This window comes from Gordonia sp. NPDC127522 (assembly GCF_042672305.1).
Taxonomy (GTDB): Bacteria; Actinomycetota; Actinomycetes; order Mycobacteriales; family Mycobacteriaceae; genus Gordonia; species Gordonia hongkongensis.
The window spans coordinates 24897-37726 of sequence record NZ_JBHXVK010000016.1 but is presented as its reverse complement, the minus strand read 5'-3'; the positions used below and the strand labels follow the sequence as shown (position 1 = coordinate 37726).

General features: G+C 67.3%; 14 protein-coding genes. 10 read left to right on the top strand and 4 right to left on the bottom strand.

Annotated features, from left to right (window positions below; all coding sequences use genetic code 11):
- Positions 1-27 precede the first annotated feature (27 nt).
- From ACFVHY_RS19675 to ACFVHY_RS19665, 3 genes are read left to right on the top strand one after another with little or no spacing between them, the layout of a single operon-like run.
- Positions 28-1026, top strand: coding sequence for an ATP-binding cassette domain-containing protein (locus ACFVHY_RS19675; RefSeq protein WP_390274880.1), 999 nt, complete (start codon positions 28-30; stop codon positions 1024-1026).
- On the top strand, positions 1023-1826 hold the full coding sequence (locus ACFVHY_RS19670) for an ABC transporter permease (protein ID WP_390274878.1): 804 nt from the start codon (positions 1023-1025) through the stop codon (positions 1824-1826). The genes ACFVHY_RS19675 and ACFVHY_RS19670 overlap by 4 nt, the downstream gene beginning before the upstream one ends.
- A gap of 10 nt (positions 1827-1836) precedes the next feature.
- Positions 1837-2457 carry a GyrI-like domain-containing protein gene (locus ACFVHY_RS19665; RefSeq protein ID WP_390274876.1) on the top strand — a complete coding sequence of 207 codons (621 nt, stop codon included), beginning with the start codon at positions 1837-1839 and terminating at the stop codon, positions 2455-2457.
- 13 nt (positions 2458-2470) lie between these two features.
- On the opposite strand, the gene ACFVHY_RS19660 is transcribed toward ACFVHY_RS19665, so the two are convergent.
- Entirely contained in the window at positions 2471-3337 is an 867-nt protein-coding gene (locus ACFVHY_RS19660; RefSeq protein WP_390274874.1) for a helix-turn-helix domain-containing protein, read from the bottom strand.
- A 168-nt stretch (positions 3338-3505) separates the two neighbouring features.
- Between ACFVHY_RS19660 and ACFVHY_RS19655 the strand changes: the two genes are divergently transcribed.
- Positions 3506-4363 carry an SDR family NAD(P)-dependent oxidoreductase gene (locus ACFVHY_RS19655; RefSeq protein ID WP_390274872.1) on the top strand — a complete coding sequence of 286 codons (858 nt, stop codon included), beginning with the start codon at positions 3506-3508 and terminating at the stop codon, positions 4361-4363.
- Positions 4364-4460: 97 nt separating this feature from the next.
- Positions 4461-6197 (top strand): ubiquinone-dependent pyruvate dehydrogenase, encoded by a 1737-nt coding sequence (gene poxB / locus ACFVHY_RS19650; RefSeq protein WP_390274870.1) that lies wholly within the window; start codon positions 4461-4463, stop codon positions 6195-6197.
- Here the strand turns inward: poxB and ACFVHY_RS19645 are convergent.
- Positions 6194-6844 carry an MBL fold metallo-hydrolase gene (locus ACFVHY_RS19645; RefSeq protein ID WP_390274868.1) on the bottom strand — a complete coding sequence of 217 codons (651 nt, stop codon included), beginning with the start codon at positions 6842-6844 and terminating at the stop codon, positions 6194-6196. The genes poxB and ACFVHY_RS19645 overlap by 4 nt on opposite strands.
- A 139-nt stretch (positions 6845-6983) precedes the next feature.
- Between ACFVHY_RS19645 and ACFVHY_RS19640 the strand changes: the two genes are divergently transcribed.
- Positions 6984-8243 (top strand): oxygenase MpaB family protein, encoded by a 1260-nt coding sequence (locus ACFVHY_RS19640; protein WP_390274866.1) that lies wholly within the window; start codon positions 6984-6986, stop codon positions 8241-8243.
- A 63-nt stretch (positions 8244-8306) separates the two neighbouring features.
- Positions 8307-9359, top strand: coding sequence for a fused (3R)-hydroxyacyl-ACP dehydratase subunits HadA/HadB (locus ACFVHY_RS19635; protein WP_390274864.1), 1053 nt, complete (start codon positions 8307-8309; stop codon positions 9357-9359).
- A 91-nt stretch (positions 9360-9450) separates the two neighbouring features.
- Here the strand turns inward: ACFVHY_RS19635 and ACFVHY_RS19630 are convergent, their stop codons facing one another.
- Positions 9451-9876, bottom strand: coding sequence for a nitroreductase family deazaflavin-dependent oxidoreductase (locus tag ACFVHY_RS19630; protein ID WP_390274861.1), 426 nt, complete (start codon positions 9874-9876; stop codon positions 9451-9453).
- Between the two features lie 108 nt (positions 9877-9984).
- Between ACFVHY_RS19630 and ACFVHY_RS19625 the strand changes: the two genes are divergently transcribed.
- On the top strand, positions 9985-10488 hold the full coding sequence (locus tag ACFVHY_RS19625) for a methylated-DNA--[protein]-cysteine S-methyltransferase (RefSeq protein WP_390274859.1): 504 nt from the start codon (positions 9985-9987) through the stop codon (positions 10486-10488).
- A 146-nt stretch (positions 10489-10634) separates the two neighbouring features.
- On the opposite strand, the gene ACFVHY_RS19620 is transcribed toward ACFVHY_RS19625, so the two are convergent.
- Positions 10635-11549 carry an alpha/beta fold hydrolase gene (locus ACFVHY_RS19620; protein ID WP_390274857.1) on the bottom strand — a complete coding sequence of 305 codons (915 nt, stop codon included), beginning with the start codon at positions 11547-11549 and terminating at the stop codon, positions 10635-10637.
- A gap of 270 nt (positions 11550-11819) precedes the next feature.
- Between ACFVHY_RS19620 and ACFVHY_RS19615 the strand changes: the two genes are divergently transcribed.
- Entirely contained in the window at positions 11820-12392 is a 573-nt protein-coding gene (locus ACFVHY_RS19615) for a recombinase family protein (protein WP_390275003.1), read from the top strand.
- On the top strand, positions 12389-12691 hold the full coding sequence (locus ACFVHY_RS19610) for a hypothetical protein (RefSeq protein ID WP_390274855.1): 303 nt from the start codon (positions 12389-12391) through the stop codon (positions 12689-12691). Before ACFVHY_RS19615 ends, ACFVHY_RS19610 begins: the two co-directional genes overlap by 4 nt.
- The last annotated feature ends 139 nt before the right edge of the window (positions 12692-12830 follow it).

Here is a 12830-nt window from a genome sequence, read left to right as displayed (position 1 = left end):
ACCGGCCCGCCGGACGGACCCGACCGGTTGACCGCCGGCGCCGACATCGAGATCCGCGGGTTGACGAAAAGCTATGGCGGACAGCGCGTTCTCGACGGCATCGATCTCGAGATACCCGCCGGCAGCGTGACCGCCCTGCTGGGGCCGAACGGTTCCGGCAAGACCACGACCGTCGGCATCGCGTCGACCCTGTTCCCCGCCGACTCGGGGACGGTGACGATCGGCGGATACGACACGGTCGCGCAGACGCGGGCGGTGCGCGCGATGATCGGTGTCACCGGCCAGTCGGTCGCGGTCGACGAATTGTTCAGCGGGCGGGACAATCTGGTGCTCATGGCCGACCTACGACGGCTGGGCCGACGCAACGGGCAGGCCCGCGCCCAGGAGTTGATCGAGCAGTTCGATCTGGTCGCGGCCGCCGACCGCGCGGTGTCGACCTACTCCGGCGGCATGCGTCGGCGCCTCGATCTCGCCATGACTCTGGTGTCCATTCCGCGAGTGATCTTCCTCGACGAACCGACCACGGGACTCGACCCCCGGAGTCGACGGATGCTGTGGGAGACCATCTCCCGGCTCGCCGCCGATGGCGTCACGGTCTTCCTCACCACGCAATACCTCGAGGAGGCCGACCAGCTCGCCGACCGCATCGCCGTCCTGGACCACGGCCACATCGTGGCCGAGGGCACCGCCGCCGAATTGAAGAGCCGGGTGCACGACTCCGAGGTGCGCCTGACCTTCGCCGACCGCGACTCCTTCGACAAGGCGGCCTCGCTCCTGCCGGATGCGCGTCCGGTTCCCGAAGCACGACGCCTCGACATCGCGACCGACGACACCGTCACCACTGTCCGGACCACCTTGAACCAACTGGAGGCCGCCGGCATCACGGTCACCGACGTCGGTGTCCACGCCCCGACCCTCGACGATGTGTTCTTCGCGCTCACCGGCAATCCCGCTTCCGCGGCCGCCGATGCCGAGATCGCCGAACCCGGTGCCACCGACCCCGATCCGTCCGGAGCAGCCTCATGACGACCCTGGCACACACGGTGTCGGATTCGCGGGTCATGGTCCGCCGCAACGTTCGGCGGCTCATCAAGTTCCCCGTGCTCACCGTGATGCTGGTCGGCATCCCGGTGGTCTTCCTGCTGCTGTTCGTCTTCGTGTTCGGGGGCCAGCTCGGCGCCGGGATGACCACGCAGTCCGGCGACAGTGGGCGCGCCGCCTACCTCGACTATGTGGTGCCCGGGATCGTGCTCGTCACCGTCGCGTCGGCGGTCCAGGGGACCGCCATCGTCGTTGCCATGGACATGACCTCGGGGATCATCAACCGCTTCCGCACCATGGACATCGCCCGCTCCGCTGTCCTCACCGGTCACGTACTCGCCAGCCTCCTGCAGGCGCTGTTCAGCATCGTCGTGGTGCTGGTCGTCGCCGTCGCGATCGGATTCCGGCCGTCGGCCGGTCCGCTCGACTGGCTGGGCGCGTTCGGCGTGACCACCGTGTTCTCCATCGCCCTGATCTGGCTGTCGGTCTACCTCGGGCTGGCGGCCAAGAGCGTCGAGACCGCCAGCAACACACCGATGTTTCTCACGCTCCTGCCGTTCCTCAGCACGGGTTTCGTACCGGCCGAATCCCTACCCGCCGGCCTGAGGCAATTCGCCGAGTACCAGCCCTTCACCCCCGTCATCGAGGTCCTGCGCGGAACCCTCACCGACGCTCCGGTCCCCACCGCGAGCGTTGTCGCCTCGATCGCCTGGAGTCTCGCCATCGGCGGGGCGGCATACCTTCTCGCGCTCCGAACCTATGAGCGGCGACGCATTCCCGGATAGTGTCGGGGGCGTGCCCGAGAAGGTGGACTTCAAGAAGACGCTGGACTCGTACCAGGCGCGGCGCGGCCACTTCCGCATTCTCGACGTCCCGTCCCTGCGTTATCTGATGATCGACGGATCGGGCGACCCCAACTCGACACCGCAGTTCGCGGCGTCGATCGAGACGCTGTACCCGGTTGCGTACAAGCTGAAGTTCGCGAGCAGTCGTGAACTCGGCCGCGACTACGTCGTCCCGCCACTCGAGGGGCTCTGGTGGGCCGACGACATGAGCACCTTCACCGGCGCCCGCGACAAGGGCCGTTGGAGTTGGACGCTCATGCTGATGGTCCCCGAGTGGATCGGCGAGGATCTGCTCGACGCCGCTGTTCTCGAGGCCGGCGCGAAGAAGCCGCCGCCGCGTCTCGCCGACCTACGCACGGAGTCGTTGGACGAGGGGTCGTGCGTTCAGACGCTGCACCACGGGCCCTTCGACGACGAGGGGCCGGTGCTGGCCGAGATGCACGATCGGTTCATACCCGACAACGGTTTACGCATGTCGGGCCGTCATCATGAGATCTACTTCAGCGACTTCCGCCGGGTCGCTCCGGAGAGGCTGCGGACCCTGTTGCGCCAGCCCGTCGAGCATCTCTGACCATCCGCACCTCTCACTCGGAGGGGGTCGGAGTGGGCTGGCTCCAACTCGCGAGGATCGAGATCGCCTGACGCGACGGAGATCCCGGTTCGGTGGTGTAGAGGAACAGCGTCTGCTCGTCGTCTCCGGGCAGGGTCAGGGTTTCGTAGTCGACGGTCAGCTCACCGACGATCGGGTGCGCCAGACGCTTGGCGCCGAACGTGCGCTGGTGGACCCCGTGCTCGGACCACCACTGCCGGAATTCCGGACTCGACAGCGACAACTCACCGACGAGCTCGATGATGTCGCGGTCGCCCGCCATCCGTCCGGCTTCCAGCCGCAGACTCTCGACGGCGTTGCGCGCCTGCGTCTCCCAGTCGATGAACAGGTCGCGCGCCGACTCGGACAGAAGCATCCAGCGAGCGTAGTTTCGTTCCCGGCCGGGCATCCGTTCGAAGTCGGCGAAGAGCGCGCACGCCATCCGGTTCGCGGCGAGGACCTCGGTACGACGGCCGAGAACGAGTGCGGGGTGCGCGTCGAAGGAGTCGAGCAGTTGTCGTAATCCGGGTCGGACTCGTTGTGGCGCGGTACGCGACCGGCCAGATGCGCGCGGTGGTCGTGTCGCCGACACCAGATTCCGCAGGTGACCCTGCCCGACGTCGTCGAGTCCCAGCGCCCGCGCTATCGCATCGATGACCTGCGTCGAGGGCACGATGCGCCGACCCTGTTCGAGGCGGGTGTAGTAGTCGGTCGACACGCCGGCCAGAAGTGCGACCTCCTCGCGTCGCAGTCCCTTGACACGTCGCACCCGCCCGTCGTCGGGTAGTCCCGTCTCCCGGGGATCCCGTGCGGATCGGGCACGACGGAGGAAGTCGGCGAGTTCTCGGTTGAGATCGGACATGGTCCCATTCTGCGACGGTCCGGCGGTCCGCGCCTGGGTCTGCGAGTCCTGGGTTGGCCCGGACTGGGTGCATGGGGGCCGGTTACGCGCTCCCACAGACGCTTTGGACGGGACATTCTCGACTCATCGGTTCGCAGCCGAACCGAAACGGACACACAGGAGGAGCTCATGACCCATCCCACCAACCGACCGGCCACTTGGTTTGTCACCGGCGCTTCGCGCGGTCTAGGACTCGAACTGGTCACCCAGTTGCTGCGCCGCGGCGACAACGTGGCCGCCACCACGCGTTCCGCGGAACGACTCCAGACGGCGTTGGCCGGCAACGACACCACCAACCTGCTCCCACTGGAGGTCTCACTCGCCGACGAGCAGGACGTCCGCGCAGCGGTCACCGCCACCGAGGAACGTTTCGGCGGACTCGACGTGGTGGTCAACAACGCCGGGTACGGTTTCCTCGCCGCCGTCGAAGAGGTCACCGACGCCGAGGCACGCAGGATGTTCGACGTCCAGATCTTCGGCGTGTGGAATGTGCTGCGCGCGGCGTTGCCCGGGATGCGGGCGCGGGGAGGTGGGCACATCATCAACGTCTCTTCGATCCTGGGACTGACGTCATTCCCGGGATGGGGGTTGTACTGTGCGGGGAAGTTCGCCCTCGAAGGACTCACCGAGTCACTCGCGGCCGAGGTCGCCGACCACGGGATCGCGGTCAACCTGGTTGAACCCGGCTACATGCGAACGGACTTCCTGCGACCCACGTCGCTGGGATTGCCGGAGAACGCGAGCGACGCCTATCCCGCCATCCGCGACATGACCGGCGCGCACCAGGCCATGCCCGGAACCCAACTCGGCGATCCGGTGCGCGCGGCGTCGGCGATCATCACGGTGGTCACCGCCGGCGACGCCCCCCTGCATCAGCTCCTCGGATCGGACTCCCTCGAGTTCGCCGACGCACGCTTGCACACTCTTCGGGCCGAGTTCGACGCCGCACGAGTCCTGGCCATGACGTCGGATCACGCAGAGTCCTGACTCACACCACCGGCCGGCGACGCGTGTGCGTCGTCGGCCGGCCGGGTGTCCGCGCGTCTATAGTCGGGGCACACCGACGCCGACCGAACGGATCGCCATGTCGCTCACAGTCGCGGAGAGGATCGTCGAGGAACTCGAGCGTGCCGGAGTCCGGCACGTCCACGGGCTGCCCGGTGATTCCCTCAACGGTTTCACCGATGCCCTACGGAGAAACGACACCATCTCATGGCGGCATGTCCGACACGAGGAGTCGGCGGCGTTCGCCGCGTCCGCCGAAGCTGCGCTCACCGGTGAACTCGCGGTGTGCGTGGGAAGTTGCGGGCCCGGAAACCTGCACCTGATCAACGGACTGTTCGACGCGCACCGCAGTCGTGTCCCGGTCCTTGCGATCGCCGCGCACATCCCGGCGACGGAGATCGGCACCGGCTACTTCCAGGAGACCCACCCCGAGCAGCTGTTCCGGGAATGCAGCGCCTTCTGCGAGATGGTCGGCACGCCCGACCAGATGCCGCGCCTGCTCGACATCGCCCTGCGCACCGCGGTCGAGAAGCAGGATGTGGCGGTTCTCGTCATCCCCGGCGAGACCTTTTTGGCGCCGTGCCCGAAACGGCGCGCCGGCGCCCCCATCCGCCGTATCCCCCGCGTCACCCGACCCACCGATGCCGAGATCGCCCGCGCCGCAGACACTCTCAACGCCTCCGAACGCGTGACGATTCTCGCCGGGGCGGGGGTGCAGGGGTCCCACGACGAGGTCGTCGAGCTCGCCCGTGCCCTGCAGGCCCCCGTCGTGCACGCGTTGCGGGGCAAGGAGTTCATCGAGTACGACAACCCCTACGACGTGGGAATGACCGGGCTGCTGGGCTTCTCGTCGGGGTATCGGGCGATCGAGAAGTGCGACACGCTGCTCATGCTGGGCACCGACTTCCCGTATGAACAGTTCTATCCGTCGAAGGCGACGATCATCCAGGTCGACATCCGTGGCGAGCAGATCGGTCGACGCTGCCCCGTCGACCTGCCACTCGTCGGCGATGTCGGCGACACCGCCCGCGCGCTCCTGCCGAAGATCTCCACCGGCCGCGACTCCGAACACCTGTCGACCTCGTTGGCCCACTACGCCACGGCACGGCGCCGCCTCGACGACCTCGCCGACAACGACCGCAACCGGGCACCGATCCACCCGCAGTACCTGACTCGCCTGATCAGCGAGAAAGCCGACCGCGACGCGGTGTTCATCCCCGACGTCGGCTCACCGGTGGTGTGGGCGGCGCGCTACCTCGAGATGAACGGGGCCCGTCGCCTGATCGGCTCGTTCACCCACGGCTCGATGGCCAATGCCGTGTCCCAGGCGATCGGCGCACAGACCGCCTTCCCGGACCGCCAGATCGTTGCGCTCGCCGGCGACGGCGGGCTCGCGATGCTGCTCGGCGAGCTGCTGACCATCACGCAGAACAACCTGCCGGTGAAGATCGTCGTCTTCGACAACTCGTCGCTGAACTTCGTCGAGGTCGAGATGAAGGCGGCCGGATTCGTCAACTACGGAACCGATCTGGAGAATCCGGACTTCGCCGCGCTCGCGGAGTCGCTCGGTATCCACGGTCGGCGCGTCGAGCGGCCGGACGACCTGGCCGGTGCGGTCGACGAGTTCCTCGCCCACGACGGTCCGGCGCTACTCGATGTCGTCACCGCTCGCCAGGAGCTGTCCATCCCGCCGACGATCACCGCCGCCCAGGCCAAGGGCTTCACGCTCTACGCGCTCCGCACCGTACTGTCCGGACGCGGCGACGAACTGGTCGACCTCGCCGAGACCAATCTCTTCCGGCGGCTGTTCGACTAGGCGTTTCGGTCCGCAGCCACCTGCAGGCCGAGAATCGCTTCGGTGACACCGGCTGTCCAGGTGGACGTGTCGACACGGTGAACGGCTGACTCCCCCGCATACGCGCTCGATATGACGACGTCCGGGGCAAGAGTGGCCAGCAGTTCGAGGCTCGCCGCGAGCTGGACGGGGTCACTGATGCCCGGGAGATACCCGGCGGTCCACCGCCCCGACTCGCTTCGATAGAGGGTGTCCCCGGTGAACAGGTAGCGGTCGCCGTCGGCGCCGTGCACCAGGTAGCTCGTGCTACCCGGGGAATGGCCGGGTGTCGGGATCGCCTCGACCCCGTTGCCGTCCGTGTGCCGGTCCGCGAGCCCCACCCCAATCCGCGCGTAGCGGCCGATCCGGTCCGCTTCGGCGGCAGGAGCGTGCAGTGTCGTCCCGAATCGTTCGTTAATCGCGGCCAGCAGCGGCCCGGCCTCATCCTGATGCGACAGATATTGCTCGTCGATCCCGCCCAGGCGGTAGAGCTCATCGAACTCGGAATCCGACGCAACCGAGTAGAAGAGGACGTTTCGAGCCGACCTCCACAGGTAGGCATGCGTGGTCAGTCCCGGGAACGGGTTGTCGGAGCTGGTCTCCCACAGGTCGGCGAATACGCGGCGCATCGATACCTCCACGAGTTGGTTGGATGTCCCACCACGGTGCAACTTCGAGTTCACTTGAAGTCAAGACTCCGTCGCCGACTGGTCAGCGGAGCACCGCGGGTGATACACATCTAGGAATCCGTCTCACGTCAGGAGTCCTGTGTCCACCTCGCCGTCACCCGACACTCCTGCCTTCCCGGCGGCAGTCGCCTATGAGTCCGCGATGGCCAACCGGCATCTGCGAGGCGTACGGGCGCTTGTACGGCAGTTCACCCGCACAGACCTCTTCCCGGAACCGGAGAACCTCCGCACCTTCGCCGAGGACATGTTCCGCACCGACCCCGTGGCCGAACGTTTCGTCGACGAGGTCTACGGCACGCTGGGCGGCGAGGCCGCGCGAGCCCTTCTCGATCAGGCACTCACCGACGGCCTGGACAGCATCGACGATCCCCCGCCGGCCCTGGTCGACCTGTTCGAAGAGTTCGAGACCGTCCCCGACTGGGTCGACCCGGAACTCATCGCGGAGGGCGAGGCCATCTGGCGCCGGTGGGGTACCGGGCTGTTCAGCGTCGCCGGGGGGATCACCCTGGAGATGTACACCGAGGCTGCGGTCGCGAAACCGCTCTCGCTGGCCGGGGGTTATGCGGGCGACAACGCTCTGCGCCGGTTCCTGGAGACCTCGCGGTTCTGGATCGACGTCTCGCAACCCGGCGCGTTGCTGACGTCGGGGTCACAGGGTCGTGCGACGGCGATGCGGGTACGCATCATGCACGTGTGGGTCCGGCGCACCGTCGCCGAACATCCGGAATGGGATCGCCAACGCTGGGGCGAGCCGATCAGTCAGTCCTACCAACTACTGACCCTGCTGGGCGGCAGCGTGGTGCCCGCGATGGCGCTGTGGCTGACCGGAGTACAGACGACACCCCGCGAGATCCGCGTCCTGCTGCACTACCAGCGCTACCTCGGCCACCTACTCGGGGTGCGCACGCAGTGGTATCCGGAAACGATCGCCGACTCGTTGCGATTGCTGGCCTTCGTCACGTCCACCCGCACCTACGACGCCGGGGCCGACGGCGCCGAGCTCATCGAGTCGTTCCCGGCCGCGTTCGCGAAGAGCGGGTCGACCGGCTTGCAGCGGTTGCGCGGCGAATACAACGCGGCGATGTACGCGGCGTACTCGAGCATCTACATGCTGCCCACGACGCGGCTGCGCTACCGGATGCCCAGTCCGGTTCCGGGGATGCTCGTCATCGTGCTCCGACTACCGGTGGTGGTCGTCGTCGAAACCACCCGTCGACTCTCACCTCGATTCCGTCGACTCCACGAGACGTGGATGTGCCGCCACCGGGAGAACTGGCACGACTGGCAGACCTCGGGTCGCCCGGCCGAGTACGCCCACGGGAAAGGTCTCCGGCGCTGACCGCGGCGTCGGAGAGTTACTCCGGAGTTGGACTCGAATGCGCACACCGTTAGCGTGTTCGGGGTGACGCACACCCCGACGACCACCGCCACGACCACCGACGATCCCTCCGGGATCGGATCCCGCGTCGGCCACTACTACGTGCTCGACGGCTCGTATCAGGTCGGCCGCGAGAAGGTGCGTGAGTACGCACGCGCGGTCCAGGATTACCACGGCGCCCACTGGGAGCCCGAAGCCGCAGCCGCCCTTGGCTATTCCGGTCTCGTCGCGCCGCTCACCTTCACCTCCATCCCGGCGATGGCGGCGAACCGAGAGCTGTTCGAGAAGGTCATCGTCGGCTACGACACCTACGTCCAGACCGAGCAGGTCTTCGAGCAGCACCGCCCGATCGTCGCCGGCGACGAACTGACGACGGACGTGGAGCTGACGAGTGTCCGCCGGATCGCGGGCAAAGACCTGATCACCGTGACCAACACCATGACCGACGCCTCGGGCGAGCGTGTGCACACCATGCACACGACGGTCGTCGGGGTCACCGCCGACGAGGTCGACCCCGAGTTGAGCAGTGCGGTCCGCAAGGTGATGATGCACGACGTCAACATCTTCAGCCACGACGAGGCTGCGGCACGATACGTGCGGACGGTCCGTCCCGACGCTGACGTCCGCACCGCTGACGACAGCGGGCGCACCTCGGGCGCACGGAACTTCGACGAGTTGAACGTCGGCGACGAACTGCCTCTGCACAAGATCAGGTTGTCGCGCGGCGATCTGGTCAACTACGGCGGTGTCGCGGGCGACGCCAACCCCATCCATTGGGACGAGACGAGCGCAAAACTGGCCGGCCTGCCCGATGTCATCGCGCACGGCATGCTGACCATGGGGCTCGGGGCCGCCTTCGTGTCGTCGTGGTCGGGCGACCCTGGTGCCGTCACACGCTATGCGGTGCGCCTGTCCCAGCCCGCTGTCGTGTCCGGCGCCGAGGGCGGCGAGATCGAGTACAGCGGGCGGATCAAGTCGCTCGATCCGGCGACCCGGACGGGCGTCGTGATCGTGGTGGCCAAGTCGGGCGGCCGCAAGATCTTCGGTCTCGCCACCATGAACATCCGCTTCTCGTGACCCCGGGGGTCCGCGCACCCCTCTGCTCGCACACCTGAGAACGACCAGAGCCCCCGACGACGAGTCGGGGGCTCTGTGGGTTCGACGCGACTCACTCGAGGACGAACACCGGGATCTGCCGATCGGTCTTCGTCTGGTACTCGGCGTAGGGCGGGTAGGCGGCAACTGCCAGCTCCCACCAGTGATCGCGCTCCTCGCCGTCACTCAGCTCGCGCGCGGTCAATTCCTTCACCTCGGTACCGTCCTGCGCGGTGACCTGGGGGTTCGCCTTCACGTTGTGGTACCACGCCGGATGCTCGGGCGCGCCGCCCTTCGAGGCGACCATGAGGTACTTGCCGTTCTCCTCCACGCGCATCAGCGGGACGTAGCGCTTCTTGCCCGACTTCGCGCCGGTCGTGGTGAACAGGACGATCGGACGGTCCATCACGGTCACAGCGTCGGTCGTGCCCTGCTCGAGGATCTTCTCGGTCTGCTCGCGGACCCAGCCTTCAGGACTCAACTCTGCGTTAGCACTCATGGTGGGCGGAACACCACGGCCGGGACGGGTATTCCCCGCGTCGCCGTCTGCGTGATGACTCTCCGATACTGTGTGGCCGGACCTGACCTCGACCGTGAGATCTCACCGATGACCACACCATGCCGCGCTCTCGTACCGACGCCGGTCGGCACCGTGGCCGTCGACAGCAATGGATCGGCCGTCGTGCGCGTGGCCTGGCGAGTGACCACCGACGTACCGACCGATGACGAGACCATCGATCCCGTTCTCGCAGAGGCGATTCGACAGATCCGCGCCTATTTCGCCGGTGAGCTGACCGAGTTCGACCTGCCTGTCGACCTCGATCGGATGTCGGACGCCGCCCGGGCGGTCCTGTCGACGCTTTACCGGAAGGTCGCCCACGGCGACACGGTCACCTACGGCGAACTCGCGGCGATGAGCGGCACGCGGGTCTCTGCGCGCGGCGTCGGCACGATCATGGGGATCAATCCCCTGCCGTTGATCATCCCGTGTCATCGCGTAGTCGCCGGCGACGGACTCGGCGGCTACTCGGGCGGCGCGGACGGTCAGGGTCTGGCGACCAAACGCTGGCTGCTCGAGTTCGAGGGCGCTCTCCCGCCGACGCTGTTCTGATCAGGAACCCAGCCGACTACGCCGACCCTGAGATCGATGTCGCATGCGACATCAATCCGTCTACGCGACCTCGATCGAAGTCGCATCAGCGAACTCACGTCGCACGCGACGTGAGTTCGCGATCCGGCATCCTCGAACGTCGAGCGTCATGTGCGCGACGCCCCGGACAGATGCTCGACGACCAGCGACTGCAGCCTTGGAGCGTCCGAGCCGAGCCACAACGACAGGTGCGTTCCTTCGTCGACGGCTTCGAGGCGAGCATCGGGCAGCGTCTGCGCGGCATGGACACTCTGATCGAACGGGACGTCGGCGTCGGTCCGGGCATGGATCGCCAGGACCGGTGCGGCGACGTGCGCAAGAGGTAGGTCGAGTTCGCGAAACTGATCGAAGTCGTTGTCGAACCCGGCCTTGCGGGCACCGGACACGGTGTCGAACAGGTCGAGTGCCAGCGCGCGCTCGTCGTCGTCGGCGATGATGTCCGCGGTGAGTGCGCGAATCTGGTTGCGCGACAGCTCAGCCTCGCCGGAGAGCAGCGTCGAGATGGCGGTGGACGGCGCATGTGACGCAAGCGTCGTGGCCACCCAATGCCCGAAACGACTGAAGAGAAGCTTCTCCTCGGACAGTTCGAGTCGTCCGCGCAGGCTGCTCCGCGGATCGAAGCGAGTGCTGACCGCGGCGACCGCGACGATAGCGGACACCCTCTCGGGTACGGAAGCCGCCAACGAGTAGGCGACGGGACCGCCACCGGACCAGCACATCAGCCCGAAACGATCGATCCCCACCGAATCCAGCACCGCCCTGACCAGTGCCGCCTGGGCGGCCGGATCTCGATTGTCGCCGCCCAAGGGCGTACCCAGGTAGCCCGGTCGAGAGACCGCGAGGACGCGATGCGCCCCGGCCAGGAAGCGCGTCATCAGGACCCCCTGGTCGCAGCCACCCGGGGACCCGTGCACGAACACCAGCGGCGGCCCGGACCCGACGTCGACATATTCGACCGGCCCGGTCGGCGCCTCGATGAGGCGCGGTTCCCGCGAGTGACTGTCCGAGTGAGCGAGCCCCATGGATGTCCTCCTCCGACGACCGTGGTGCGACGGTAGCGCCGGCGCAGCGCCCCGCGCGGCACAACGCGGTGAAACGGTGCGAGCAGGTGAACCCCGAACGCGGCCGCACATGAGTCGTCTCGCCTATTTCGAGACCATTTTTGCGACTATCAAGACCCGACATCCCCGCTCTACTGAACGTCTCGAAACACCGGCGAGTCTTTTGAGGCTGTCTCGATACTTCTGAGATACGCTCTCGCGGTGACAGCAGACGCAACAGAGTCGTCGGGGATGGCCCTCGGTTACGCACGCGACTCCCCCGGTGCTCACGCACTCGCGCCCCAGATCGACGCGCTCACCGATGCCGGGGTGGACCCCGCGCGGATCTACACCGATGCGACCGATCGCTCGGCGCCCGCGGGTCAGCGGCCCGGGATGGCCGCCCTCCTGGACTACGCGCGAGCCGGCGACACCACGGTGGTCGTCGGCATCGACCGCCTCGGCCGGAACGTTCGCGAGGTCATGGAGGTCACGAATCAGATGGCCGGGCGCCGCATCGGACTGCGCTCGCTCCGCGAGGGAATCGACACCGCCGACCCGGCCGGAGCGATGATCGTCGCGGTGCTGGCGTCGCTGGCCGAACTCGACGACGACGCGCCGAGACGGTCGGACCGTTCCACGCCGAGAACCCTGCGTGGGTCCACGTCGGCGATCGGCCGGCCGCGGGCGCTCGACGCCGATCAGGTGGTGCTCGCCGAACAGATGCGCGCGCAAGGAGTCTCCGTACCCAGGATCGCGCAAGAGCTCGGGGTGAGCCGCGCGACCCTGTATCGCACCCTGGCCGAGAGGCGTTCGGTCCGTTGAAGAATCCCGACTCCGACCTCCCCGAACTCGACATCGTCACCGAGTACGGCGTCGTCACGCGCCTGCCCACGTCGTTCCCGATCTTCGACGCCGAACTCGACGAGCACCTCGATCCGGACCTGTTCCAGCAGGGTTTTGTCGATGCCGCGGCCGATCTCGGTGCGCTTCCCCCGCCGTGGGCGCGACAACTGGCATCGTCGACGCTCGCGTGTCCGCCGGACCCCGACGACGAGGAACCGAGTTACACACGCGGCTATCGCGCCGCCCTCTACGGACACCTCCGACACGCCGGAAAGTAAGCGCGGCAAAGGGTCTCGGTAACGACGCCCGGAAGGTCGGACTTGCCGCAATCGAACCGCCGCCCCGGCAACGGATCTCGTGTGCTGACGTACTGGTCGTTGGCGAATCGTGATCACCTGGTGACGTCAACGCCCCTCG

What these genes read in the sequence shown, in the direction of transcription:
- ACFVHY_RS19625 (WP_390274859.1), top strand. Translation starts at nt 9,985, where the DNA reads ATGACCACACCATGCCGCGCTCTCGTACCGACGCCGGTCGGCACCGTG.
- ACFVHY_RS19660 (WP_390274874.1), bottom strand. Translation starts at nt 3,337, where the DNA reads ATGTCCGATCTCAACCGAGAACTCGCCGACTTCCTCCGTCGTGCCCGA.
- ACFVHY_RS19645 (WP_390274868.1), bottom strand. Translation starts at nt 6,844, where the DNA reads ATGCGCCGCGTATTCGCCGACCTGTGGGAGACCAGCTCCGACAACCCG.
- ACFVHY_RS19615 (WP_390275003.1), top strand. Translation starts at nt 11,820, where the DNA reads ATGGCCCTCGGTTACGCACGCGACTCCCCCGGTGCTCACGCACTCGCG.
- ACFVHY_RS19670 (WP_390274878.1), top strand. Translation starts at nt 1,023, where the DNA reads ATGACGACCCTGGCACACACGGTGTCGGATTCGCGGGTCATGGTCCGC.
- ACFVHY_RS19655 (WP_390274872.1), top strand. Translation starts at nt 3,506, where the DNA reads ATGACCCATCCCACCAACCGACCGGCCACTTGGTTTGTCACCGGCGCT.
- poxB (WP_390274870.1), top strand. Translation starts at nt 4,461, where the DNA reads ATGTCGCTCACAGTCGCGGAGAGGATCGTCGAGGAACTCGAGCGTGCC.
- ACFVHY_RS19620 (WP_390274857.1), bottom strand. Translation starts at nt 11,549, where the DNA reads ATGGGGCTCGCTCACTCGGACAGTCACTCGCGGGAACCGCGCCTCATC.
- ACFVHY_RS19630 (WP_390274861.1), bottom strand. Translation starts at nt 9,876, where the DNA reads ATGAGTGCTAACGCAGAGTTGAGTCCTGAAGGCTGGGTCCGCGAGCAG.